Genomic DNA, 24,641 nt, shown 5'->3' with positions numbered 1-24,641 from the left:
GTAGCTGTTGGAGATGAACTTGGCGCCCTGGGCGACGGCCTGGTTCACCGCGGTGCCGAGGTCGGACATGTTCGCCGAGCTGGCCTCGACCAGCACGATGTGGGCGTTCGGGGCGACGGCCGAGACCATGTCCAGGTCCAGCGAGATCTCGCCCGCCCAGCCGGTGTCGGAGGTGGGGTAGCTGGTGCCGCCGTTCTGGTCGATCTTCCTGAAGCAGCCGTTGGCCGTGGTGCACGCGGGCAGCCCGAACTGCGTGCGGTAGGCGGCCAGGTCGGACTCGGCGTTGGGGTCGTCCTGGGCGTCGACGATGGCCACCGTCTGCCCGGAACCGCCGTTGGCCGGCAGCTTGTAGGCGCTCTGCAGGTCGCCCGGGCCGAAGCCGGAGGGTGCGGCGTCCAGCGACACCGCGCTGTGCGCGAAGGCGTGCGGCTGGACGACGTCGGTGCGCACCAGGGCCTGGCAGGCCATCAGGTGCGGGTCGGCCGGTAGGGCGCAGACGCGCTTGGCACCGACCTGGCCGGTGGCGCTGTCGGCGGCACCGGCGGGGGCCGCCAGCGCGAGACCGGCGGCCACCACCGCGCCGACCGCGAGGGTCGCGGTCGAGGCACGGAATCTACCGCTGCGAAGGACCGAACGGATCTGGGTGTGCAACTGAGCCCTCCCATGTGGGGTTTGGGCCCCAGGAGCGCGAGCACGCCGTGGTGAGGGTGCTGTCGGCATGCCGGCCCGGGGTTTGAGGGGGATGCGCGCACGAGCAGACGGCACCCGGGAAGCCCGACGGAGACGGAGCGTCAGCCGCTACCGGCGGCGTGATCCCGACCGAACGAGGGGTGTCCCGGACTTGCCCTGGAGATGAAGCTGAGCCGTGTCGGCGTCAGAGCCAGAAAAGTAGCGAAGCGTGGACCTGCCAACAAGGTCGATGTCGGGTCCATGACCGAGGCTTGACCGGGCGGAACGTCGCCACTGGCGCCCTCGCGCCGCCCCGTTCGACCGGGCTCCGACTCGCCTCGTACACACAACGACCGAGGCCCGGTGCGAAGGCCCCGACCCGCCGGAAGCGGCCTCGACCGTGCGACCCCGTCAATCCGGTCGCAGCCGAACACACTTGGTCCAGACCTGGAACGATCTCCGCAGCTCAAGCAGGACGGACCGGCCTACGGCACTCGCAACATCGGCGCGACAACGGTGGATCGGGACCGCCGCCCTCACCATCAGTGTTGCGTCGCCACAATCCACCCCAAGCTGTGACACTCTGTGTGCGCTCATTTTTGTTCGTAGACGAGTGATGCCGAGGTGGCACATGAGGATGCCTCGCCTGGTCGCCGCTGCAACGGCGGCCGGGGTGGCCGAACCGGTCCCGGTGCCGGGGAGTCGGGCCACCACACGTACGAGCCCGGAGGCCCGTCCGGCCCTCGCCACCGGTCCGGACTGGTACGCCCGCCAGCACTTCATACACCGCGGGCGGGAACCTCAGAGAAATGCCAAAGGAAAGACGACAGAAGGAGTTCACTCATGAGCAAGATCGAGTACGAGGTCACCACGTACACGGGAGACCGGGACTTGGCCGGCACCGACGCGAACGTGTACATCTACATCCGCGGCACAGATGGAAGCACCGACCAGATCTTCCTCGACAACGACGAGAACAACTTCGAGAGGGGGAAGGTCGACTTCTTCCGGGTGGTCGGACAGAACGTCGGCACGCCCAAGCAGATCACGATCGGGCACGACAACAGCGGGGCGCACGCGGGCTGGTACCTCGACAAGGCCACCGTCCGGGTGCACGGCACGACCTACACCTTCCCGTGCGACAACTGGTTCGGGAAGAGCGACGGCGACGGAAAGACCGAGCGCGACCTCGACGCCGACTGACACGCCGAACTCCCGGCCGTGCGGGCACGTCCCCTCACCCGGGCGGTGTGACACGGTGAGAATTCCCTGACACCCGAGGGCCCGTTCCGCACGGCGGAGCGGGCCCTCGGAGTAGCGCAGCGCCGTACTTTCGGCCCCTCCGGCGTCGTGAACGACACTCGGTCGACACGTGGCGCGGAGGCCGGGGTGATGCCCTGAGGACGACAGCGTGTGGCGCTGCCTTCGGGCAGACCCGAAGCCTGGGTGGATGGTGCTGGGTCAGTCGCGGGCGGGGCGGGTGAGGGTGTGCCAGGCGGCGTAGCCGCCGAGGAGGTCGGAGACGTCGGGGTGGCCGTGGTGGCGGAGCAGGCTGGCGGCGATGGAGGAGCGGCGGCCGCCGGCGCAGTGGACGACCACGGGGCGGTCGGTGGGGATCTCGGCCAGGCGGGCGGGGAGTTCGGCCAGGGGGATGTGCAGGGAGCCCTCGACGGCTCCCGCTTCGCGTTCGCCGCAGGTGCGCACGTCCAGGACGACCGCGGGCTGGTCGCCGGCCAGGGCGATGCGGAGCCGGTCGGCGGTCAGGCGGCGGTGGCGCCACGTGCCCGCCCGGCGACAGCTCGCGCCCAACACGCTGGGCGGGCACGCCATCCCATCAGCAGTCAGGCCTCCCGGCCGACCAGCGGGCGGGCCTCAGGTCCGCGACCAGGAGCGCCAGCAGGTCCGTCGGTGCCTCGATGAATCGGTAGTGGCCCCCTTCCAGGAGCTCGAAGGTCGTCTCGCCGCAGGCCGACCAGCCGGCCATCAGGGACGGCGCGATGCCCGTGTCCTCGGTCCAGCCGATGGCGGTGACCGGGCACGGCAGCCGGACCGGCTCGGCGACGTGGTACCGCTTGTTCATGTCGACGTCGTTGCGCAGGACGCCGAGGTAGAGCGCGAGCAGGCTCGGTTCCAGGGTGCCGCCCAGTTCCGCGACGAGCCCGCGCAGTTCGGCGGCCAGCTCGTCGTCGCTCATGCCGAGGAAGCGGCCGTAGGGGCCGTCCTGCGGCGCGACCTCGGAGGAGACGAACAGCCGGGTCGGGGCGGGGCAGCCCCGCTGGACCAGCCGTACGGCGGTCTCGTACGCCGCCAGCGCGGACCCGCAGTGACCGAACAGGGCGTAGGGGCGGTCCAGGTAGGGGCGCAGCGCTTCGCAGAGGTCGTCGGCCAGCGCCTCGTAGGTGGTGTGGGCGGGCTCGCGCATCCGGTTCTCCCGGCCGGGCGGCTGCACGGGGCAGACCTCGACGCCGTCGACCGATGACGGCCACTGGCGGTACATGCTCGCACCGCACCCGGAGTAGGGCAGGGAGAACAGCCGCGCCGGTGCCACCGGCGACGGCTCGCGCAGGAACCACTTGTTGCGGGTACGGGCCGTCGGAGCGTCCACTGTTGACCTTCCGTGTGGGGGTTTCTTCTCGGGTTCGGCGGCAACGAAGGCAGCCGCGGTGTCAGCGGCCGTGGCGCCGGCTCCTACCGGGTCCGCGCGGTGATCGGCAGGTGCGTGAAGCCCGCGATGACGTTCGAGCGCATCCGCCGCGCCGCACCGGCGAGCTCGAACCCGGTGAACCGGCCGAGCAGTTCGGCGAACAGGATCCGCAGGGCCACCCGTGCAACGGTGTGTCCGATGCAGTAGTGCGCGCCGACGCCGAAGGCGATGTGCTTGTTGGGCCGCCGTCGGATGTCGAAGGTGTACGGGTCGGCGAACACGCTCTCGTCGCGGTTGGCCGACGCCAGCCAGACGACGACCGCGTCCCCCGCGGGGATCGGCACGCCCCGGACCTCGACGTCGCGAGTGGCGTGGCGCATGAAGTGCTGGGTGGGCGACGCCCATCGCAGTGCCTCCTCCACGCCGCTGCCGAGCAGCTCCGGGTGGGCCGCCCAGTCGTCCAGGACGCCCGTCCCGGCCAGTTCGACCATCGCCGCGACGGGTGGCTGGGCGGTGGTGACGGTCGCGCCGAGCAGCAGGCTGTAGCAGTTGGACACGATCTCGCCCGGCGACAGTCGGCGTCCGTCCAGTTCCATCATGAGCAGCACGCTGACCAGGTCGTCACCCGGTGCGCGTCGACGCTCGGTGACGAGGTCCTGGAAGTAGGCGAACAGTTCGCGGTGGGCGGTCACGAGGGTGGCCCGGGGTCCGTCGGCGAGCTGGAACTCCGGGTCGTCCGCGGCGATGCAGGCGTGGGCGAGCCGGACCAGCCTCGGCCAGTCCTGTCGCGGAAGCGCCATCATGGTGCCGATCACCGCCATCGGCAGGGTGGCCATGGCGGCGGCGAAGTCGTACGGGCCGCCGTCCGCCAACGGCCGGAGCAGCTCGACGACGGTCCGGCGGATGGCCTCCCGGTCGTTCTCCACCGTCTTGATCGACAGCGCCTGCTGCAGCGGGCCGCGCAGGTGCGCGTGCCGGGGCGGGTCGGTCGCGGCCATCTGGCGGCCGCCGGCGGGGTCGCCCTTGCCGAGGAGGTTGAGCAGGGTGCCTTGTTCGGAGGTGAACGTAGCGTGGTCGCGGAGGACCCGGTTGGCCTCGGCGTAGCCGACGATCGACCAGTAGCCGATGTCGCCGACCGGCTGCCAGCTCACCGGGGATTCGCGGCGTAGCCTTCGCCACGCCTCGTGCGCCCCGCCCGCGAGGTAGAGGTCGGGGTCGATCAGGTCGACCGGCTGCGGGGCGAGGACCGGGCAGCGCGTGGTCGGGGAAACCGCCGTCATCGGGGCTGCTCCTCCCCCGCCTCGTCGGCCCGAACCCCGGTCGCGTCGGTCCGAACCCCGGTCGCGTCGGCCGGGCCCCCGACCGGGCCGTCCGTCGGGCCGTCCGGGCCCGACGTCCGCATCCGCGCGGTGAGGGCCGTCGCCAACTCGGCGACGGTCGGCGACATGTACAGGGTCTGCGCGGGGAGGTCCACGTCGAACTCGCGCTGGGTGGCGACCAGGAGGTCGGTGGCCAGCAGGGAGTGTCCGCCGAGGTCGAAGAAGTCGTCGTCGACACCGACCGGTTCGATGCCGAGGACGTCGCCCCACAGGTCGGCCAGCCGCGTCTGCACCTCGGTGCGGGGCGGGACGAATTCGTTGGGCACGTTGCGCGGTACCCGGGTGGCGGTGGGCAGGGCCCGGCGGTCGATCTTGCCGTTGCGGTTCACCGGCAGCTCGGGACGGACGAGGATCGCCCAGGGGATCAGGTAGTCCGGCAGCCTGTCCCGTAGTTCGTGGCGCAGCCGCCGGCCGAGGTCGGCGTTGCTCTCCGGTCCGGATTCCGCGGGCACGACGTAGGCCAGCAGCCGGGTGCCGCCCGCCGGATCGGGCTGCGGCAGCACGACCGCCTGCCGCACACCGGGGAGCCGTTCCAACTCGACCTCGACGGCGCGCGGTTCGGCGCGGTAGCCCTGGACCTTGACCTGGTCGTCCGCGCGTCCGACGAACTCCAGGGTGCCGTCCGGCAGCCAGCGCACGAGGTCGCCGGTCCGGTACATCCGGGCCCCCGGCTCGGTGCCGAACGGATCGGGCAGGAACCGTTCGGCGGTCGCGGCCGGGCGGCCCAGGTAGCCGCGGGCCAGGCCCGCCCCGGCCACGTACAGCTCCCCGCACTCGCCGACGGGCACCGGCCTGAGCCCGTCGTCGAGCACGGCGACCCTGGTACCGCTGATCGGGCGGCCGATCGGCACGCTCCGCAGCTCCGGGAGGGTGCTGCTGGTCCAACAGGTCGTGTACGTGGTGTTCTCGGTCGGTCCGTAGCCGTTGGTGAAGAGCAGTTGCGGGTGGCGGGCCAGCAGGTGCTGGACGTGGCCCGGGGAGGCCACGTCGCCTCCGGTGAGGACGTGCCGCACGTCGGCGAACGCCTCCGGGTGGGAGCTCACCATCTGGTGGAGGAGCCCGGTGGTCAGCAGCAGGACCGTCACGCTCTCGGCCCGGACGACGCTCGCCACGTGCTCCAGTGTGATGGCGACCGGAGGGAAGAGGACCAGTCGGCAGCCGTTGACCAGGGGGGCCCAGATCTCGAACGTGGACGCGTCGAACGCGACCGGCGCGAGGTGGAAGAAGACGTCCTCGGCCCGGACGTCCACCCAGTCCGCGCCCCGGACGAGCCGGTCGATCGCCCGGTGGGGCACGCCGACGCCCTTGGGCTCGCCGGTGGAGCCGGAGGTGTAGCTGACGTAGGCGAGCCGGTCCGGGTCGCCGGGGCGGACCGGTGCCGCCGGCCCGGTGGCCGGCTCCTGCGCCGGGCTGCCCTCCGTCACCGTGACGACGCTGCCGGGCAGCCGCCCCCGCCGGGCCTCCTCGGTGATCACCATGCCCGCGCCGGCGTCGTCGAGCAGCAGCGCGTGGCGGGCGGCCGGGTCGTCCGGTTCGAGTCCGAGGTAGGCGCCGCCCGCGATGAGGACGGCGAGCAGGGCGACGATCAGCTCCGGCGACCGGGGCACCAGCACGCCGACGACGTCCTCCTGCGCCAGTCCGGCCGCCCGCAGTCGCCCGGCGAGCCGGTTGGCGCGGTCGTTGAGCTGCTGGTAGGTCAGGGTCCGTCCGTCACAGGTGACGGCGGGCGCGTGCGGGGCCCGCTCCGCCTGTTCGGCGACCAGCTCGTGGATCGCCCGGGCTTCGAACCGTGGCCGTCCGGTGCCGACGAACGCCGGGATGTCGGAGGTGAGGACCGTCTTGGTCAACTGCTTCCCGCTTTCCTGTGCTGAAGTGTCCCCGTCGGGGTTGAGCGCGCGACCGCGGGGGCGGTCGCCGCCGGTGCTGCTGTGGCCGCGCCTCAGACCGCCGGCACGTGGAAGAAGGTGTCCCGCGCGGCGATGCGGCCCTGCGGCGTCATCCGGAAGAAGTCCGCGAACCGCAGCTCGACCTCGCCGCCGTCGTGCAGCACGCCGCGGAACAGGCCGTGCACCGCCACCTCGTCGTCGGTCGTGACCACGGTGGCCAGGGTGTGCACACCGGAGCGGATCACCCGCTGGTCGCGGTAGAAGCGTTCCAGCTCGGCGTGCCCGACCATGGGCGGGTATCCGGGGCGGTGGTAGCGGGCGTCCGGGGTGAACAGGGCGACCAGTGCGGGCACGTCGCCGGCGTCGACGAGCCGGTAGTACCGGCGGACCTGGGACACCCCCGGTGCCGGGGCCGTCGGGACTTCCGGTGTCGCGGGCGGTGCCGGGGTTTCGTCGGGTTGGGAAGGGCTGTGGACCATGCCGAAGGTGCTTCCTGTGATCGCCGTCAGGGGCTCAGAGTCGGGTACGGGGTGAGAGGACCGGTGCGGCCGCGGCGTCCGGGGCGTCCTCGATCGCTTCGGCCAGGCGCGCCGGCGTGGGTGCCTGGAACAGGGCTCCGAGGGTGATCTCACGGCCGAACCGCGCCCGCACCCGGTTGACCAGCCGGGTCGCGAGCAGGGAGTTGCCGCCCAGCGCGAAGAAGTCGGCGTCGACGCCCACGTCGGTCCGGCCGAGCACCTCGGCGAACAGCGCGCACACCGCCTGCTCCACCGGGGTGCGCGGGCCGGGCCCGGCCGGTGCCGGTGCCGGTGCGAGGTCCGGTACGGGCAGCGCGGCCCGGTCGATCTTCCCTCGGGGCGTCAGGGGGAAGGCGTCGAGCGTGACGATCGCCGAGGGCACCATGTAGTCCGGCAGCGCCGCGGCGGCGTGCTCCCGCACCGAGGCCGGGTCGAGTGCCCGGCCCGCGGCCGGGACGACGTAGCCGATCAGGCGCCTGCCGGGCGAGGCGCCCGGGCCGGCGACCACGGTCGCCTGGGCGACGGCGGGGTGCCCGGCCAGGACCGCCTCGATCTCGCCCAGTTCGATCCGGAAGCCGTGGAGTTTGACCTGCTCGTCCGCACGGCCGAGGAACTCCAGCTCCCCCTCGGCGTTCCAGCGGACCACGTCGCCCGTGCGGTACATCCGCTCCCCCGGTTCGCCGAACGGGCACGGCACGAACTGGGAGGCCGTCCGGCCGGGGTCGTTCAGGTACCCGCGTGCCACACCCGGACCGGCGACGTACAGCACGCCGGCCACTCCCGGCGGCACCGGCGACAGCGCCTCGTCCAGGACGTACACCCGCCGGTTGTCCACCGGCCGTCCGAGGGGGACGACGTCGGGCACGGCCTGGCCGGGGCGGAGCACCCGGCGCGTGGTGAACGTGGTGGCCTCGGTCGGACCGTACCCGGCGACCACCACGGAGTCCGGGCATCGGGCCAGGACGCGCCGTACCGTGTCGGCCGGCACGATGTCGCCGCCGGTCCACACCTGGCCGACCCCGGCCAGCGTGCCGGGGGACTCCTCGGCGAACACCCGGAACAGCCCGGCCGTCAACCAGAGCGCGCCGACCCGGTGGTCGACGATGAGCCGGTGGAGGTCCGCGAGCGCCAGCTCGCCGGGCGGGGCCACGACCACCCGGCCGCCGTTGAGCAGCGGCACCCACCATTCGTAGGTGGACGCGTCGAAGGCGTGCGGGGAGTGCGCGAGGACCCGCGGGCCGTCCTCCTCACGCCAGTAGTGCTGCGCGGTCAGGCTGATGACGTTGCGGTGGCTCAGGGCCACCCCCTTCGGCGTGCCCGTGGACCCCGAGGTGTACAGGACGCAGGCCAGGTGGTCCGGGCGCAGCGGTACGACGGGGTCGGTGGCCGGCTGGTCGGCGAGGCCGGGGTCGGCGTCGACGACGACACCCGGTGTGCCGGGGGACGGCGCGTGGTCCCGGGTCGCCTGGTGGGTGAGCAGCACCGCCGCCCCGGTGTCGTCCAGGACGCGGCGCAGGCGGGCCGTCGGGGCCCGGGTGTCCAGCGGCACGTAGGCGCCGCCGGCCTTGCTGATCGCCAGGACCGACACCACCACGTCGACGGAGCGTTCCATGAGCACGGCCACCGTGCTGTCGCAGCGGACGCCGAGGGTGATGAGCCGGTGGGCCAGCCGGTTGGCCCGGGCGTTCAACTCCGCGTAGGACAGCGTTGTTTCCCCGCACACCACGGCGGGCGCGTCGGGCGTGCGCGCGGCCTCGGCCGCGAAGGCCGACGGCACCGTCGGGTGCGGCAGCGGCCGCGCGGTGCGGTTGGCGGCCACGACGGTCCTGTGCCGTTCCTCGGGGGTGAGGAGATCGGGCCGGACGATCGGCCGGTCCGGGTCGGCGGAGGCCACCTCGTCCAGGAAGCGGAGGAACCGCTGCTGGTGGGCGGTGAGTTCGGCCTCGGAGTAGAGCGCGGGGTTCGCGTCGACGTCGAGCCGGGGCTCGGTGCCGTCGGAGCGGTCGTAGACGGAGAAGGAGAGGTCCTCGACCGGCCCGTTGGACAGGTTGTGCACGGTGGCCCGGACGCCCGCGAAGTCCAGGTGGTAGTAGAAGGACATGATGTTGACGACGGGCCCGAACAGGACCCGCTCCGAGCGGGCCGGATCCAGTTCCCTGCGCAGGTCCTCGCTGCGGTGGCGCTGGTGCCGGCGCAGGGCGGCGACCTCCTCGGCCACCTGTCGCACGAGTGCGGACAGACCCTGTTCGGGGTGGACGCGCAGCCGCAGCGGCACCACGTTCGCCACCATGCCGGGCACGGCCGGCGCGGCGGAGCCGGTGCGCCCGGTCACCGGCATGCTGAGCACGATGTCCCGTTCGCCGCTGAGGCGGTGGAGGTACGCGGCGACCGTCGCGGTGAAGGCGGCGGGCCAGCTCGCCCCGGCGGGTCGCGCGGCCCGCCGCAGCGCGGCCAGGGTGGGCGCGTCGAGGCTGCCGGTACGGCGCAGGAAGCCGTCCGAGGCGGGCGCCGAGCGGCTGGCGAGGCTGACGGGATCCGGCCTTCCGGCGAGCCGGTCCGCCCAGAACTCCCGGTCCCGTCCGGGCTGTTCGGAGGCGTGGTAGGCGGCGTCGTGCTCCAGCAGCAGGCTCAGCGGCCCGAAGGCCGGCCCTGTGCCGGCCCTGCCCCGGACCAGTCCGGTGTAGGTCTTGGCGACGCGGCGCGCGATGAGCGACATGCTGAAGCCGTCGACCACGATGTGGTGGACGCGCTGGTACCAGAGGAAGCGGTTCGGCGCGATGGTGAACAGGGCCTGGCGGAACAGCGGGTCCCGGGTGAGTACGACCGGTGTGGACAGGTCTGCCCGCATCCAGCGCCGGGCTGCCCGCAGCGGATCCGGTGTCGACGTGAGGTCGACGTGGCACATCGACCAGTCGGGCGACGCGGTGACGACCTGCCGGGGACCCTCGGCACCGTCGGTGAGGCGGACGCGCAGGGACTCGGTCTCGTCCACCACCTGCCGCACGGCCGCCTCGAACAGCTCAGGGTCGATCGGCCCGGGGATGTCCACGTACTCACCGGTGTTGTAGGCGGGGCTGCCGGGGCGCAGGTGGTGGGCGAACCAGATGCCGGACTGCGCCGACGACAGCGGCAACTCGTGTCCGTCGCTCATCCGAGCTCCTCCAGAACGGCCGACAGCGCGTCGGCGAAGGACGCGACGTGCGGTGGCGACAGCATGTCGTGGTGGTTGCCCGGGACCTCGACCACGCTCAGGTCCCCCTGGGTGCGGTCCCGCCACCGGGCAGGGACCACGACCGGGCCGGCGAGTTCGGGGTGGGTCTCGGCGCTCGTGAACAGGTGGATCGGCGTCCTCACCCGTGCCGTCGACCGGTAGCGCCGGGCGGCGGCGCCGTTGGCGGTGAACACCCGTGCCATGCGCCGCAGTTGTTCGTTGCGACCCCGTTCGGGAAGGCCCTCACGGGCGTGCGCCTCGTGGAGCAGCAGGGAGAGGGCTTCCTGTTCGTCGGGCTCGTGGAGGTCCCCGCCCGACCCAGCGGCGGCTCCATCGCCGGACGCGGGCGCTCCGACGTCGATGATCCCGAGGAATCCCGGGGGGTTCCCCTGCTCCTCCAGCAGGCGGGCCATCTCGAAGGCGACCAGCCCGCCGAAGGACCAGCCGGCCAGCAGGTACGGGCCGTCGGGCAGTTCGGACCGCAGCTCCCGCAGGTAGCGCCGCGCCTGCTCCTCGACGGTGGCCAGGGGCGGCTCGTCGGTGTTGTAGCCGACGGCTTCCAGGCCGTGGACGGGCCGGGCGCCCCCAGGGGATTCGGCGGAGTGCTCGGTCAGCCGTCCGGCCAGGTGCAGGAAGGAGCACACGTCCCCGCTCTGCGGGTGCACCAGGACCAGCGGCGCCCGGCGGCGATCCCCCTCGGCCAGCGGAACCACGAGCCGGCGCAGGGCCCGCGACGCGTCGGGCAGTTCCGCGCACAGCCCCTCGACGGTGGGGTGGCGGAACACCGTGTTGAGCGGCACGGTGACCCCCCACTCCCGCCGGATCGCCTCCACCAGCTCGACCGCCCTGAGGGAGTGCCCGCCCAGGGCGAAGAAGTCGTCCCGGACGCCGACCCGCGGGGTGCCCAGCACCCGCTCCCAGATCCTGGTCATCAGGAGTTCCGGCAGGTCCCGCGGCAGGAGCGCACCGGACTCGTGGCCGTGGCGGGCGGGCGCGGGCAGGGCCGCGCGGTCCACCTTGCCGTTCGTGGTCAGCGGGATCCGGTCGAGCGCGGTCAGCGTCGCGGGCACCATGAACTCGGGCAGGGTCTCGCGCAGCGAGCGGCGCACGGCAGCCAGGTCACCGGGCCGGTCCTGCCACACCAGGTAGCCGGCCAGTTCGGCGTCCGTCCCGCCGCCCCGCACCGTCACCGCGGCCCTGGCGACACCGGGCTGCGCGCACAGCGCGGCCTCGATCTCGCCCAGCTCGATGCGGTACCCCCTGATCTTCACCTGCTCGTCGGTGCGGCCGAGGAAGACCAGGCTGCCGTCCGGCAGGTACCGGGCCAGGTCGCCGGTCCGGTACAGCCGGCCGCCGGCCGCGCCGAACGGGTCGGGCACGAAGCGCTCGGCGGTCAGCCCCGGCCGGTTGGCGTACCCGCGGGTGACGCCGACCCCACCGATGTGGATCTCCCCCGGGACGCCGACGGGCACCGGGGCGCCGGCCGGGTCCAGCAGGTAGATCCGGAGGTTGCCGAGCGGCCGGCCGATCGGCACGGACCCTCCCGGCCGGGCCAGGTCCCGGTCGGCGTCCACCCGCCGGGTGACACAGCCGACGGACGCCTCGGTGGGACCGTAGCCGTTCCACAGCGTGGAGACCCGGTCGAGCAGCCGCCGCGCCAGGGCGGGCTGGAGCGGTTCGCCCACGCAGATCGCCTGGAACCGGCCGCCCTGCCAGCCGCCGTCCAGCAGCAGGAGCCAGGTGGCCGGGGTGGCCATCAGCGTGGTGACGCCGAACTCGCGCATCATCTCCGTCAGGCGCGGGCCGTCGACCGCGACCTCTGACGGGGCGATCACCACGCCGGCGCCCCAGGCCAGCGGCATGAGCACCTGGGGGACGATGACGTCGAAGGAGATCGAGGCCACCGAGGCGACGACGTCGGCCCCGCCGAGGTCCAGCTGCCGGCCGCGGACCACCAGGTAGTTGACCACGCCCTCGTGCGGGACCAGAACGGCCTTGGGACGGCCGGTCGAACCGGAGGTGTAGATCGAGTACGCCAGGTTGGCGGGCGTCGCGAGCGGCGGCAGCCCGTCCTCGGGCAGGGCCTCGACGAGCGGGGCGTCGGCGTCCAGCCACACCGTCTCGGCACCGTGTCGCGGCAGCCGGTCGGCCAGGGAGCGCCGGGTGAGCAGCAGCGGCACGTCGGCGTCGGCGAGCATGAACGACATGCGCTGGGCCGGGAGGTCCGGGTCCAGCGGCAGGTAGGCGGCGCCCGACTTGAGGACGGCCAGCAGGGCCACCACCAGGTCCGCCGAGCGCGGCAGGCAGACGCCGACCAGGCGTTCCGGTCGCGCGCCCCTGGCTCGCAGGTGTCGGGCCAGGCGGTTGGCCCGTCGGTCGAGTTCCCGGTAGGTCAGCCGCTCGGTCCCGCAGCGGACCGCCACCGCGTCGGGGGTCAGCCGGGCCCGCTCCTCGACCAGCTCGTGCACGCAGACGTCGGTGGGGAAGGGTTCGTCGGTGGCGTTGGCGGCCACCAGCAGCGCCTCGCGCTCGGCCTCGGTGAGCAGGTCCAGGCGCGAGACGGGACGGTCGGGGTCGTCGGCCGCGGCGTCCAGCAGCCGGAGGTAGTGGCCGACCAGGCGCTCGACGCTCGCGCGGTCGAACAGACCGGTGTCGAAGGCCACGGTCCCGGTCGTGCCGGCGGCCCCGGCCGTGCCGCTCGGCCGGTCGGCTATCACCAGGCTGAGGTCGACCTTGGCCGTGCCGTTGTCGACCTCCAGCTGTTCCACCTCCGTCCCCACCAGCCGGAGGGAGGCGGCCGGGTCGGACAGGCCGGCGACCATCACCTGGAACAGCGGATTGCGGTCGAGGCCGCGGGCCGGCCGCAGCTCCTGCACCAGCCGCTCGAACGGCACGTCCTGGTGTGCGTAGGCGTCCAGGGCGGTCCGGCGGACCCGGTCGAGCAGTTCGGCGAAGCCCGGGTCGTCCGCGAGGTCGGTGCGCAGGACCACGGTGTTGATGAACGAGCCCACCAGCTGGTCGAGTTCAGGGCGGCCGCGGCCCGCGACCGGTGTGCCGACCGCCACGTCGGACTGCCCGCTGTAGCGGGCGAGCAGGGCCTGGAACCCGGCGAGCAGCGTCATGAACATCGTCGCGCCGTGCTGTCGGCCCAGCAGCCGCAACCGCTCGGCCAGTTTCTCGGGCACCGTGAAGGTGATCCGCTCGCCCCGGCCCGTGCGGACCGGTCCGCGCGGCCGGTCGGTGGGCAGGTCCAGCGCCGAGATCCCGGACAACTGCGCTCGCCAGTAGTCGAGTTGACTATGCAGGCGGTCGCCGGAGATCCGGGCCCGCTGCCAGTGGGCGAAGTCCGCGTACTGGATCCGGGAGGGCGGCAGCCCGTGCTCGCGGCCTTCCAGCCGGCTCCGGTACATCGCCGACAGGTCGTCCCACAGCAGCGGCATCGACCAGCCGTCGACGGCGATGTGGTGGACGACCACCACCAGGACGTGTTCGTCCTCGTCGACGCGCAGCAGCGAGGCACGCAGCAGCGGGGCGGCGGCCAGGTCGAACGGGCGCAGGATCTCGGAGTGGACGAGGTCGAGGGCCAGCCGCGTCCGGCGTTCCGCGGGCTCGGTCCGGAGGTCCGTGACGGGCAGGTCGACCGGCCGGGGCGGCTCGACCGAGGGAACGGGGCGCCCGTCCTTCTCGGGGAAGGCGGTCCGCAGCACTTCGTGGCGCCGCACCAGCTCGGTGAGGCTGTGGCCGAGGGCGGCCACGTCCAGCGGGCCGCGCAGCCGGAAGACCTCGTGGACGTTGTACATCGCCGGGCCGTCGGACAGCCGCTCGACCAGCCACATGCGTTCCTGGGTGAACGACGTCACCCGCTCACCCTCCGGGCCGGGTGGGATCGCGGCCTCCGGATCGCCCTCGGCGGCCCTGTTGCGGGCCGCGCGGACGCGTTGATCGAGCAGGGCCCGCGCGCCGGCCGGCGTGGAGCCGGTCGGTCGGCCGGGCACGGGGCGACTGGGCTCGGGGGGACTGGGCTGTTCCTTCACGGGTGACGGGCCTTTCCGGCGGGGAGCGGTTCCGCCTCGGCGGCGCCGAGGTCGGCCAGCAGCACCGCGTCGATGCCGTCGGCGAGTTCGGCGACAGTGGGGTGGTAGAAGAGCAGGACGACCGGCAGTTCGAGGTCGAGTGCCCGGCCGAGTCGGGACATGACCTTCGAGGCGAGGAGCGAATGGCCGCCCAGCTCGAAGAAGTCGCTGTGCACGCCGTCCGGGGTGACTCCGAGCACCTCGGCCCAGGTCTCCAGCACGAGGAGTTCGGTCTCGGTCTCGGTCCCGGCGGCGGGAGCGCCGGCCTGGTCGGCATCGGGCGGCGGGCCGGCGGGGTGCGGAGTGGGAGCGGCCGGAGCGGCGGGGCTCACCCGGAGGCCGGGAGGGGTCCCCCAGGCCGAGATCGGCCGTTCGGGAGCGCCGACGAGATGGTCGAGCAGCGCCGTGAAGCCCTCGGCGAGCTGCCGCACCGTGTCACGCTCGAAGAGGTCGGCGGCGTAGCGGATCACACCGGAGAGGCGGTCGCCGAGGTCCTCCAGGGAGACCTCGATGTCGAACTTCGCCACCTCGTTCGATATCCGATGGTCGCTCACCTCCAGGCCCGGCAGGCCGGACGGGAGCGAGGGCGGATCCTCCAGCTGGAACATGACGGTGAACAGGGGGTGTTGGCCGAGATCGCGTTCGGGCCGCAGCTCCTGCACCAACCGCTCGAACGGGACGTCCTGGTGCGCGTAGGCGTCCACCGCGCACCGCCGCACCCGGGCGAGCACCTCGGTGAAGCCGGGGTCGCCCGACAGGTCGGTGCGCAGGACGAGCGTGTTGACGAAGAAGCCGACCAGCGGCTCCACCTCGATCCGGGTCCGCCCGGAGATCGGGGTGCCCACCGTCACGTCGTCCTGCCCCGTGCAGCGCGCGAGCAGGACCTGGAAGGCGGCCAGCAGCGTCATGAACGGCGTCACCTCGTGGGTGCGCCCCAGTGCGCGGATCCGGCCGGCGAGGTCCGCGGGGATCTCGATCCCGATCTGATCGCCCCGGCCCGACCACACCGCGGGGCGCGGCCGGTCCGTCGGGAGGGCCGACGGGGTCAGATCGGACAAGTGCTCCCGCCAGTAGGCGAGTTGTCCTTGCAGTGTCGTTCCGGCCAGGTGGCCCCGCTGCCAGGCCGCGAAGTCGGCGTACTGGACGGGAAGGTCCGGCAGGGCGATCGGCCCGCCGTCGACGGCGGCGCCGTACGCGGCGGAGAACTCCTGCCACAGCACCGGCAGCGACCAGCCGTCACAGGCGATGTGATGGATCACCAGGACCAGCAGGTGGTCGTCGGTCGCGACACGGACCAGTCGGGCCCGCAGCATCGGAGCGGTCCCGAGGTCGAAGGGGGTCGCCAGGTCGGCGACCACCAGCTCCCGGGCCCGCTGCCAGGCCCGCTCCGCCGGGTCGTGGGTCAGATCGGTGACCGTCGGCATGAAGGTCTCGACCGGCTCCGTGGCGTGGCACGGGCCGTCCTCCGAGTCGACGATCCTGCCGCGCAACACCTCGTGGCGCCGCACGACTTCGGTCAGCGCCCGGACGAGCGCCTCCTGGTCCAGCCGGCCACGCAGGCGGACCGCGGTCGGGACGTTGTGGTCCGGCCGGCCCGGCCGCAGCCGGTCGAGGAACCACAGCCGTTGCTGGGCGAAGGACAACGGGGTCGGAGCGTACGCGCTCCGATCGGAGCCAGGCATGACGGATGCACCTTTCACGGCGATCGGGACCGCATAAGCATCCCGGAAATCCCCTCGCCGATTCGCTGGTTCGCGAACAGTACGGCGGATAGTAGGCAGCTCCCGTCTCACTCCGCAAGACGCGGAAGAGGGTCGGAGGCATCAGGACAATCTTTACGCCAGACCCCGGTAATCCTTATGTAGATTGAATACGCCCGACCGCTAACATCCGCACATCCGGCCGCGAGACCGGTCTTGACGTGCTGTCATGGTGCCGATCGGGCACACCACTTCCGTGGACGGGAACCACGTGATAATTCTTCTTTCGCCGGGAAGGCGGCCGGACGGGCCCCTTTCGTGTCGGCCCTTCATTGTTCCGAAAAAGATCGGTGAACCCGTTGCATGAACTCATCCGTTGTCCATGGATCCCACCCTGTTGCATGAACTCGGAGAAGTCATGACGCAGCAGCAGAGCCTGGTGGGTTCATTCGTCTCGCACGCCGCCGACCACCCCGGCGATCCGGCCCTGGTGTGGCACGGGGAGGAGACGACCTACCGCGAACTCCACCGGCTGGCCGAGCGGGAGCGCCCGCGGATCGCCCGGCTCGTCCCGGACGAGGACGAGCCGATCGGCATCCCGGCCGCCAAGTCGCCCTCGACGATCGCCCTCGTGCTCGCCTGCCTGCTGGAAGGACGGCGCTTCCTGCTGCTGCCGGCGCCCACGCCGAAGGGGGCCACCTCCCACGCGTCGGCCGAGCGGGCCGGAATCCGGCACGTCCTGTCGCCGGAGGGCCTCCCGGCCCCCGGGCCGGAGACCTCCGGCCGGCGGGCGGAGCCGAGGGCGCCGCACGCCACCCAACCCGCCGACATATCCTTCATGTTCACCACCTCCGGTTCCACCGGGCGGCCGAAGATCGTGCCCCTGAGCACGGGGGCGGTGGACCGCTTCACCACCTGGGCCGGCGAGCGGTTCGGCATCCGCCGGGGGACGACGGTCCTCAACTACGCCCCGCTCACCTTCGACCTGTGCCTGCTGGACGTCTGGACCACGCTCAAGCACGGCGGCCGCGTCGTCCTGGTCGATCCGGCCCGAGCCACCCACCCGGGCCACCTGCTGGACCTGCTGTCCCGTCACGAGGTACAACTCGTACAGGCGGTACCGATGTTCTACCAGCTGCTGGTCGACGGGACCGTGCGCGGCGGCCGACGGCTCGACACCGTCGAGCACGTCGTCTTCACCGGTGACAGCCTGCCCGCCCGCTGCCTGGCCGAGCTTCCGCGCCTGTTCCCCGGCGCGCGGCTCCACAACGTCTACGGCTGCACCGAGACCAACGACAGCTTCCTGCACGAGGTCGACGGCACCGAGCCGGCGGACGGCCCGGTACCGATCGGGCGTCCGCTGCCCGGCGTCCACGCGCTGATCGTCGGCGCCGACGGCGGGATCGTGACCGGGCCGGGCACCGGCGAACTCCACGTCGCGACGCCCTTCCAGACCGACGGCTACCTGGACCGGACCCAGGACACGGACAGGTTCGCGACCCACCACCACGACGGGGAGACGCGGCGCTACTTCCGCAGCGGCGACCTCGTCCGGCGGGACGGGGACGGCCGCATCACCCTGGAAGGCCGGAACGACCACCAGGTCAAGGTCCGCGGCACCCGGGTCAACACCCACGAGGTCGAGCAGGTGCTGCTCGACCATCCCGAGGTCGTCGAGGCGGCCGTGGTGGCCGTGCCCGACCCGGTGGCCGGCCGCCTGCTGCGGAGCGTGGTCCGCCGCGCCCCGGACAGCCGGCTGAACTCGCTGGCGCTGCGCCGGCACTGCGCACAACGCCTCCCGCTCACCGCCGTCCCCTCGACCCTGCGGATCGTGGACGACCCGCTGCCCAGGACGTCCACCGGAAAGATCGACCGCGCGCCCGTCGAGCGCGCCTGCTCCCCGTCCCAGCCCACCGAAGGAACGGCCCCGTGAACCACGCCGCGGTAGTCACCCAGTTCATCATCGAGGAGTTCCTGCCCGACGTCGGCGCGGACGAGCTGGACTCCGACTACGATCTCGTGGACGGCGGGGTCATCGACAGCCTCGGTCTGCTCAAGACGATCGCCTGGCTGGAGGACCGCTTCGACGTGCGCGTCGAGGAGTTCGACCTGGACCCGGACAGCTTCCGCTCCGTCGGATCGATCAGCAGGTTCATCGACCAGGCCCAGCCGCACCGGACGGACGCCCCCTAGTCATGCACGAGGTGCTGCGGGCGCTGATCCGCCGGGACCGCGCCGTCGACCAGGAGCTGTGGGGGTCCTTCTGGGACCAGCTGCGTGACGGCGCCCTCCGGCCCGGCGAGTCGGTGGCGCTGCTGTCCTCGCTGTCCACCCGGATGCCCGATCGAGACACACTGGTCGCGATGCTCCGCTCGCTGGACGAGCGACGGCCGGCCGTCACCGCGCGGCTGGACGGCACGGCCAACATCGTCGGCACCGGAGGCGGGCCGGCCACGTTCAACATCTCCACCGCGGCGGCCCTCCTCGCCGCGGCCCTGGGCGTCCGCGTCGTCAAGACGGGATCCCGCGCCTACACGAGCACCTGCGGCTCCCATGACCTGCTCGACCGTCTCGGCATCGGAAGGACCGCCTCGTACGAGCGGACCGAGGCCCAGCTGGAACGCTTCGGCATCGCCTTCCCGGGGAACTTCGTCTACCCGCGGGAGGTGGCGCTGCTGGCCCGGAGCATCGTGCCGATGGACCTGCGGATGATCGGCGGGTTCATCAACTCCGTCGGCCCCTTCCTGGCCGCGATGCCGGTCTCCGCCCAGCTCGTCGGCGTCTCGGACCGTTCGATGCTGCCGGCGCTGGGCCAGGTCGCCGCCACCGTCGCCGACCGGAGGATCTGGCTGTGCTCCAACGAGCTGGGAATCGACGAGCTCGTCGGCTCCGTCGACAACCTCGTCCTCACCAATGACGGCACCGACGCGATCCGGCTGCCGGCCGAGGCTGTCGGCTCCGGCCCCGGGGCCACGACCGCGACCGCGACCGCGACCGCGACCGCGACCGGCACGATCGCCGAACTACGGCCGGCCGCGGAAGGGGAGGACGTGGTCGACCACTTCCTCGGTGTGCTCTCCGGAGCGGGCAAGGCGCTCGCCACGCGGACCGTCTGCCTGAACGCCGCCGCACTGGCCGTCGCGAGCGGGCTGATCGACGGGTGGCCGGAAGCGATCCGGGCAGCCGAAGACGCCCTCCGCAGCGGCGCCGCCCGGGACCTCGTCGACCGCCTCCGCGCCCGACCGGCGCGTGCGCGGTGAGTGGGTTCTTCGCCCGCCGGCCACCGGACCGGCCCGGCCTGGCGGTGTTCCTCAACGCCGGAGATCCACCGCTGCCCGTCCTGGCCGACGTCATGCGGATGCTCGACGACTGCCAGGTGGACTGCCTGGAGCTGGCGGTTCCCTTTCCGAACTCGGTCACCGACGGGCCCGTCATCCGCCGATCGGCACAGCGGGCCCTGGCCGACGGCGTCGGACTCGACGAGGTGCTCGACTTCCTCGGCGGGGTCCTGCCCCGGCTGCGCCACCTGCGGGTGGCACTGCTGGCCGACTGGAGCCACACGGTCAGGGACCTGACCGTACCGGGCTTCGTCCGGCGGGTCGCCGACGCCGGCGTCCACGGGCTGCTGGTCCACGGCCTGCCGCCGCGACTACGGGCCGACTGCCTCGAAGCGGTGCGGGAGGCGGGGCTGCCCCTGGTCGCCACCTGCTATGCCGCGTCGGCGCCCGAGGTGAAGGCCGCCGCCGCCGAGTGCGCCACCGCGTACCTGTATCTGGTGGCCCACTACGGCCGCAGCGGCGGCGGGCTCACGGCCGACCACCAGAAGCTGGCCGCCACGCTGACCGCACTGCGGACGAGGACCGCCGTACCGATCGCCGTCGGGTTCGGCGTCCGCTCCAGGGCGGACATCGACCTGCTGCACGGCCTCGGCGCCGACGCCGCGGTCGTGGGCAGCGCCGGGGTCGCCCGAATCGAGCACGCCCTCGCCGAAGGGGCCGACGTGGTCGAGGAGTTCCGCACCTTCGTGCAGACCGTTTCACCGTATTCAACAAGCCGCTAGGAGGCACACCCGATGATCGTCCGACACCTTGCCGAGGTGAAGACCGTGGACTGGGGCAACGGGCTCAGCCGCAGGTTCCTTCTCGAATCCGACGGCCTGGGCTACACGATGACGGACACCACCGTCCGCGCCGGCACCAGGTCGCGGCTGGAGTACCGCCACCACCTGGAGGCGTGCTACTGCATCGGGGGAAAGGGCCAGGTCATGGACACCGACGGCACGTCCCACCCGCTCGAACCGGGCACCCTGTACGCCCTCGACCAGAACGACGCCCACTTCCTGATCGCGAGCCCGGACGAGGACCTCCGGCTGGTGTGCGTGTTCTCGCCCGCGTTGCGCGGCGACGAACGCCACAACCTGGACTCGGCCGACTTCTCCGAATACTGACAGGACTGACAGATGATCAGGTGGAACGCCGACCAGATCGCCCTGGGCGAGGGGATCGCCCAGTGGTGCGACGAGCTCAGCTCCGGCCACCTCGAAGGGGACGCCGAAGGAGCCTTCCCGTGGGACAAGTGGAAGCTGATCCAGAGGTCCGGAATCCTCCGCCTGCCGTTCGACGAGCAGTGGGGCGGGCTGGGCCAGGACCTGCTCACCACCATGCACGTACTCGAACGACTCGGCACCGGATGCCGTGACGGCGGGCTGAACTTCTCGGTCGCCACCCACCTGGTCGGCGCCGGAGTCCCACTGCAACGGTTCGGCTCGCCGGAACTCAAGGCGCGCCACCTGCCGGGGATCTGCTCGGGAGAAACGATCGGGGCGCACGCGATCAGCGAGACCGAGAGCGGCTCCGACGCGCTCGCGATGAGGACCACGGCCACCCGCGAGGGCGACGGCTTCGTCCTGCGGGGCGGCAAGTCCTTCATCACCAACGGCCCGGTGGCCGACGTGTTCGTGGTGTACGCGCGCACCCACCCGAGCAGCGGCCCGCTCAGCATCACCGCCTTCGTCGTGGAGCGGGACACCCCGGGCCTCGTCATCGGGCCGCCCGTCGCCACCATGGGGCTGCGGACCGCACCGCTGAGCGAACTGCACTTCGACGACTGCAGGATCCCCGCGACCGCCGTGATCGGCCGGGTCGGATCCGGGTTCCTGGTCCTGGACCACGTGATGAAGTGGGAGATCCTCTGCTCCTTCGTCATCAGCACCGGGCAGATGCGGTACCGACTCGACCGCTGCGTCGAGTACGCCAAGGAACGCGTCCAGTTCGGCAGTCCGATCGGCTCGTACCAGTCGATCTCCCACAAGCTCGTGGAGATGAGCATCGGCCTGGACACCGCGCGGAAGTGGCTCTACGACACGGCGGTCCGGCTGACAGCGGGCGAGAACGTCACGAGGGACATCGCCGTCAGCAAGCTCCTCGCCAGCGAGAGCAACCTCTCCTCCGCGCTGGCCGCCGTGCAGATCTTCGGCGGCAGCGGCTACCTGGCCGAGTACGGGCTGGAGAAGGACTTGCGCGACGCGGTCGCCGGCCCGATCTACTCGGGCACGTCGGAGATCCAACGCAACCGCGTCGCCGCCATGTTGGGGCTGTGACGCCTGATGCTGGTCAAGATCTGCGGAGCCGCCTCGGCCGAGGACGTGACATCGCTCGACCGGGCCGGAGCCGACCTCGTCGGCCTGTGGCACGGCGTTCCAGGGGGCCATGCCGAACTGACGTTCCGTCAACTCACCCTGATCGCGGACGCCGTACACCGAACGGCGCGACTGCGTCCGGTCCTCGTGACCTTCCTCAACGACGCCGAGGCGCTTCGCGCGGCGACGGCCACGGGGCGAGTGCCGTGGGTCCAACTGCACGGCTACCAACCGCCGGGACTGGTCCGTGCCCTGAAGGACACCACGGACCTCACCGTGGTCAAGGTGCTGCACCTCGGCACGGACACCCGCGCGGAGCGGTCCCTGATCGCGGCCTACGAGCGGGCGGGAACAGACCTCTTCCTGCTGGACGCGGTGGCCGGGGACGGCCGGATCGGCAGTACCGGGCAACCGGCCGACTGCGAGGCCGTCCTCGGGATCGCCGATCGCCTCTCGCGCCCCTTCCTGCTGGCCGGCGGCGTCTCGGCCGACAACCGGGAGGGATACCGGGCGGTGGTGGACCACCCCCTGTTCCTGGGCATCGACGTGGACACCGCGGCCAGGGACCCCGACGGACGGCTGAGCACCGACCGGATCACGACCGTGCGGCACGGCTGGCGGATGCCGGACGGCATCGGGGCGGCCGGAGGGCCCGGATGACGGCCGCGTTCATCGAGGCGCTGCTGGACGCCCGCCGACCGGTGATCATGGAGCTCAAGCGCCAGGACTCCACCGGGCACGACCTGTTCGGTGGCAGGTCCGCCGCGCGGCTGGTCGCCGACTACCGGGACGTCGACGCCCCCTGCCTTTCCGTGGTGACCGGGCGGTGGTTCGGCGGCACCCCGGAGCTGCTGCGCGAGGTCATGGAAGCGACGGACCTGCCCGTACTGCAGAAGGACTTCATCACCCGCCGCAGCCAACTGCACCAGGCCCGGGAGAACGGCGTGTCCGCGGTCCTGCTGACCGCCGCGCTGCTGCCGCGCGCCACCCTGGGCCACCTGGTCGAGCTCGGCCTGCGCCTGGGCCTGACGCCGTTCGTCGAGGTCACCACCGAGGAGGAGATCAGCCGCGTGCCACGCGCCGAGGAGTGTGTGGTCGCGGTGAACAACAAGGACATCGCCCACCGCGAGCGCGGCGCGGGCGACCTCGGACGGAGCTCGTCACTCCTGCCCGCGGTGCTGAGCAGCGGCACCCGGTGCCCGGTGAGCGCCGGGGCCATCCGCTCCCCCGACGATGCCGCCCGTCTCATCGAGGAGGGCTTCGCCGGCGTGCTCATCGGGACGGGCCTGCTGCGCACCCCCAGCCTGCCGGTCTGGCTGGACGGCCTCGACGCCCGCCTCGCCACCCGTCGCAGCACCCGCCCCGACGCCGGCCACGAACCGGCTCCACCCCTCCGCCGCCCGGCGGACCCCCCAAGCACCGACATCCGGAGGTAACGGCATGACCGGCGAAGCACCCGAGCAGTGGAAGGTCGTCGTCAACGACGAGGAGCAGTACTCGATCTGGTCCGCCGACCGCGAGACGCCGACGGGCTGGCACGAGGCCGGCGTACGGGGCGCGAAGGACGACTGCCTCGCGCACATCGAACGCGTGTGGACCGACATGCGACCCCGCAGCCTGCGTCTGCGGTCCGTCCCGGAGGAGGGTGCGCGGTGAGCCGGACGCTCGCGCCACACGGTGCGCGCCCGGCGACCGGGCCCGTGCTCTCCACCACCCTGAACCTCCCGGAGTGCCGGGCCCGCGGCTGGGTCGTCGTCGACTCCATGGTCGACGGCCTGGCCATGGGTGGCACCAGGATGACCCCGACGGTGACCGAGCAGGAGCTGACCGAACTCGCCAGGGCGATGACCCACAAGCTGGCGCTGGTCGGCCTGCCCATCGGTGGCGCCAAGGCCGGCATCGCCCCCGATCCCGATGCCGCCGTCGAACGGCAGTCGGTGATGCGGGGGTTCGGCCGCGCCGCGGCTCCACTGCTGCACGGCGGGGTGTACCTGGGCTGCGACCAGGGCACCACCTACGCCGACCGGCGGCTGGCCTTCGAGGCCGCCGGGTACGACGTCACCCGCCGCCCCGGCACCACCCGCCTCACCGTCGGCTGGGCCGAACTGTGGGACCACATGGCCGACATCACCGGCTTCGGCGTGGCCGTCGCGGTGCTCGGTGCCCTGCGGGCCTCCGGTGCGCGGACCCCTCAGCGCGTCGCCATCCAGGGCTTCGGCACCGTCGGGCGCGCGGTGGCCGGCCACCTCGCCGCCCAGGGCCACCTGGTGGTGGCGGTGGCCGACGTCCGGGGCACCGTCGAGGACCAGCGCGGACTGCCCGTCGCCGAACTCGCCGCGCTCACCAGCAGCGACGGCACGATCGACCGGAGCCGGCTGCCCGCCCGGGTCACGACCCACGGGCCCGGGCGGGGGTGGCTACATGTCGACTCCGACGTGCTGGTGCTGGCGGCGTCCGCCTCCGCGGTCGATGAGGAGGCGGTGCCGGCGGTCCGGGCCCGCCTGGTGGTCGAGGGCGGAAACCTGGCCTGCACCGCACCGGCCCGCCGGTTGCTGCGCGCGGCCGGCCACACCGTCCTGCCGGACGTGGTCGTCAACGTCGGCGGAGCGGCGGCGACCGGGTGCGTGCTCACGGGGCTGGCCCCGTCCGACCTGCCGCTCCCGCAGCTGTCCGAGTGGCTGCGCGACTGGGTCTCCAGCAGGGTCGCCAGGAACTGCGAGCTGGTGCAGGAGCTGAGCGCCTCGGGCAGCGCCGACCCGGTCGCGCAGCTCCTCGGTTCGCTCGCGGCCCCGGCCGGTGCCTCCGCACCAGGGGTCCCGGCCGAGCGGTGACCGGGCCGACGGACGCACTCTCGTGACGGACGCACCCTCGTGACGGGCTGCTCATCGTGGAACCGCGGTGAGCAGCCCGGCGTGCCACGGCT

General features: G+C 72.7%; 19 protein-coding genes and 1 pseudogene. 11 read left to right on the top strand and 9 right to left on the bottom strand.

The features are described 5' to 3' along the window. Nucleotides 1–651: pseudogene (locus tag ABTZ03_RS24465) on the bottom strand (hypothetical protein); the annotation flags it as partial. Between the two features lie 861 nt (nt 652–1,512). Here ABTZ03_RS24465 and ABTZ03_RS24460 point away from each other — a divergent pair. Next, nucleotides 1,513–1,872, top strand: coding sequence for a PLAT/LH2 domain-containing protein (locus tag ABTZ03_RS24460; RefSeq protein WP_350515199.1), 360 nt, complete (start codon nt 1,513–1,515; stop codon nt 1,870–1,872). 258 nt (nt 1,873–2,130) lie between these two features. Here the strand turns inward: ABTZ03_RS24460 and ABTZ03_RS24455 are convergent, their stop codons facing one another. The 8 genes from ABTZ03_RS24455 to ABTZ03_RS24420 form a co-directional block, all read right to left on the bottom strand. Beyond that, nucleotides 2,131–2,499: a rhodanese-like domain-containing protein gene (locus ABTZ03_RS24455; protein WP_502894568.1), complete on the bottom strand. Its 369-nt coding sequence runs from the start codon at nt 2,497–2,499 to the stop codon at nt 2,131–2,133. 4 nt (nt 2,500–2,503) lie between these two features. Further along, complete coding sequence (locus tag ABTZ03_RS24450; protein ID WP_350515198.1) at nt 2,504–3,274, bottom strand: thioesterase II family protein; 771 nt, start codon at nt 3,272–3,274, stop codon at nt 2,504–2,506. A gap of 83 nt (nt 3,275–3,357) precedes the next feature. After that, nucleotides 3,358–4,593 (bottom strand): cytochrome P450, encoded by a 1,236-nt coding sequence (locus ABTZ03_RS24445; protein ID WP_350515197.1) that lies wholly within the window; start codon nt 4,591–4,593, stop codon nt 3,358–3,360. Then, entirely contained in the window at nt 4,590–6,539 is a 1,950-nt protein-coding gene (locus tag ABTZ03_RS24440; RefSeq protein ID WP_350515196.1) for an amino acid adenylation domain-containing protein, read from the bottom strand. Before ABTZ03_RS24440 ends, ABTZ03_RS24445 begins: the two co-directional genes overlap by 4 nt. A 92-nt stretch (nt 6,540–6,631) precedes the next feature. Next, nucleotides 6,632–6,976, bottom strand: a complete 345-nt coding sequence (locus ABTZ03_RS24435; protein WP_350515195.1) for a nuclear transport factor 2 family protein — start codon at nt 6,974–6,976, stop codon at nt 6,632–6,634. A 115-nt stretch (nt 6,977–7,091) separates the two neighbouring features. Next, nucleotides 7,092–10,247, bottom strand: a complete 3,156-nt coding sequence (locus ABTZ03_RS24430) for a non-ribosomal peptide synthetase (protein WP_350515194.1) — start codon at nt 10,245–10,247, stop codon at nt 7,092–7,094. Further along, complete coding sequence (locus ABTZ03_RS24425) at nt 10,244–14,302, bottom strand: non-ribosomal peptide synthetase (protein WP_350515193.1); 4,059 nt, start codon at nt 14,300–14,302, stop codon at nt 10,244–10,246. Before ABTZ03_RS24425 ends, ABTZ03_RS24430 begins: the two co-directional genes overlap by 4 nt. 35 nt (nt 14,303–14,337) lie before the next feature. Further along, on the bottom strand, nt 14,338–16,062 hold the full coding sequence (locus ABTZ03_RS24420; RefSeq protein WP_350515192.1) for a condensation domain-containing protein: 1,725 nt from the start codon (nt 16,060–16,062) through the stop codon (nt 14,338–14,340). A gap of 436 nt (nt 16,063–16,498) precedes the next feature. On the opposite strand from ABTZ03_RS24420, the gene ABTZ03_RS24415 reads away from it, so the two are divergent. The 10 genes from ABTZ03_RS24415 to ABTZ03_RS24370 are packed head-to-tail and all read left to right on the top strand — an operon-like array spanning nt 16,499 to nt 24,549. Then, nucleotides 16,499–18,013, top strand: a complete 1,515-nt coding sequence (locus tag ABTZ03_RS24415; protein WP_350515191.1) for an AMP-binding protein — start codon at nt 16,499–16,501, stop codon at nt 18,011–18,013. Then, a complete protein-coding gene (locus ABTZ03_RS24410; RefSeq protein WP_350515190.1) occupies nt 18,010–18,273 on the top strand; it encodes an acyl carrier protein in 264 nt (87 codons plus the stop codon). The genes ABTZ03_RS24415 and ABTZ03_RS24410 overlap by 4 nt, the downstream gene beginning before the upstream one ends. Before the next feature lie 2 nt (nt 18,274–18,275). Beyond that, complete coding sequence (locus tag ABTZ03_RS24405) at nt 18,276–19,340, top strand: anthranilate phosphoribosyltransferase (RefSeq protein WP_350515189.1); 1,065 nt, start codon at nt 18,276–18,278, stop codon at nt 19,338–19,340. Continuing rightward, nucleotides 19,337–20,140 carry a tryptophan synthase subunit alpha gene (trpA, locus tag ABTZ03_RS24400; RefSeq protein ID WP_350515188.1) on the top strand — a complete coding sequence of 268 codons (804 nt, stop codon included), beginning with the start codon at nt 19,337–19,339 and terminating at the stop codon, nt 20,138–20,140. The genes ABTZ03_RS24405 and trpA overlap by 4 nt, the downstream gene beginning before the upstream one ends. A gap of 12 nt (nt 20,141–20,152) precedes the next feature. After that, a complete protein-coding gene (locus ABTZ03_RS24395; protein WP_350515187.1) occupies nt 20,153–20,527 on the top strand; it encodes an ectoine synthase in 375 nt (124 codons plus the stop codon). 12 nt (nt 20,528–20,539) lie between these two features. After that, nucleotides 20,540–21,679 (top strand): acyl-CoA dehydrogenase family protein, encoded by a 1,140-nt coding sequence (locus tag ABTZ03_RS24390; protein WP_350515186.1) that lies wholly within the window; start codon nt 20,540–20,542, stop codon nt 21,677–21,679. A gap of 6 nt (nt 21,680–21,685) precedes the next feature. Next, nucleotides 21,686–22,378 carry a phosphoribosylanthranilate isomerase gene (locus ABTZ03_RS24385; protein WP_350515185.1) on the top strand — a complete coding sequence of 231 codons (693 nt, stop codon included), beginning with the start codon at nt 21,686–21,688 and terminating at the stop codon, nt 22,376–22,378. Further along, complete coding sequence (locus tag ABTZ03_RS24380; protein WP_350515184.1) at nt 22,375–23,154, top strand: beta/alpha barrel domain-containing protein; 780 nt, start codon at nt 22,375–22,377, stop codon at nt 23,152–23,154. The genes ABTZ03_RS24385 and ABTZ03_RS24380 overlap by 4 nt, the downstream gene beginning before the upstream one ends. A 4-nt stretch (nt 23,155–23,158) precedes the next feature. Continuing rightward, nucleotides 23,159–23,374, top strand: coding sequence for an MbtH family protein (locus ABTZ03_RS24375; protein ID WP_350515183.1), 216 nt, complete (start codon nt 23,159–23,161; stop codon nt 23,372–23,374). Further along, entirely contained in the window at nt 23,371–24,549 is a 1,179-nt protein-coding gene (locus ABTZ03_RS24370; RefSeq protein ID WP_350515182.1) for a Glu/Leu/Phe/Val dehydrogenase dimerization domain-containing protein, read from the top strand. The genes ABTZ03_RS24375 and ABTZ03_RS24370 overlap by 4 nt, the downstream gene beginning before the upstream one ends. Nucleotides 24,550–24,641 lie beyond the last annotated feature (92 nt).

Origin of the sequence: Kitasatospora sp. NPDC096077, from assembly GCF_040303245.1 — a bacterium.
Lineage (GTDB): Bacteria > Actinomycetota > Actinomycetes > Streptomycetales > Streptomycetaceae > Kitasatospora.
The sequence above is the reverse complement of the archived record's forward strand: the minus strand, read 5'-3'. Positions and strand labels throughout refer to the sequence as shown.

Coding starts and splice junctions, on each gene's coding strand:
- ABTZ03_RS24385 (WP_350515185.1), top strand. CDS start 21,686: ATGCTGGTCAAGATCTGCGGAGCCGCCTCGGCCGAGGACGTGACATCG.
- ABTZ03_RS24455 (WP_502894568.1), bottom strand. CDS start 2,499: ATGGCGTGCCCGCCCAGCGTGTTGGGCGCGAGCTGTCGCCGGGCGGGC.
- ABTZ03_RS24460 (WP_350515199.1), top strand. CDS start 1,513: ATGAGCAAGATCGAGTACGAGGTCACCACGTACACGGGAGACCGGGAC.
- ABTZ03_RS24415 (WP_350515191.1), top strand. CDS start 16,499: ATGACGCAGCAGCAGAGCCTGGTGGGTTCATTCGTCTCGCACGCCGCC.
- ABTZ03_RS24420 (WP_350515192.1), bottom strand. CDS start 16,062: ATGCCTGGCTCCGATCGGAGCGCGTACGCTCCGACCCCGTTGTCCTTC.
- ABTZ03_RS24430 (WP_350515194.1), bottom strand. CDS start 10,247: ATGAGCGACGGACACGAGTTGCCGCTGTCGTCGGCGCAGTCCGGCATC.
- ABTZ03_RS24375 (WP_350515183.1), top strand. CDS start 23,159: ATGACCGGCGAAGCACCCGAGCAGTGGAAGGTCGTCGTCAACGACGAG.
- ABTZ03_RS24395 (WP_350515187.1), top strand. CDS start 20,153: ATGATCGTCCGACACCTTGCCGAGGTGAAGACCGTGGACTGGGGCAAC.
- ABTZ03_RS24380 (WP_350515184.1), top strand. CDS start 22,375: ATGACGGCCGCGTTCATCGAGGCGCTGCTGGACGCCCGCCGACCGGTG.
- ABTZ03_RS24405 (WP_350515189.1), top strand. CDS start 18,276: ATGCACGAGGTGCTGCGGGCGCTGATCCGCCGGGACCGCGCCGTCGAC.
- ABTZ03_RS24445 (WP_350515197.1), bottom strand. CDS start 4,593: ATGACGGCGGTTTCCCCGACCACGCGCTGCCCGGTCCTCGCCCCGCAG.
- ABTZ03_RS24390 (WP_350515186.1), top strand. CDS start 20,540: ATGATCAGGTGGAACGCCGACCAGATCGCCCTGGGCGAGGGGATCGCC.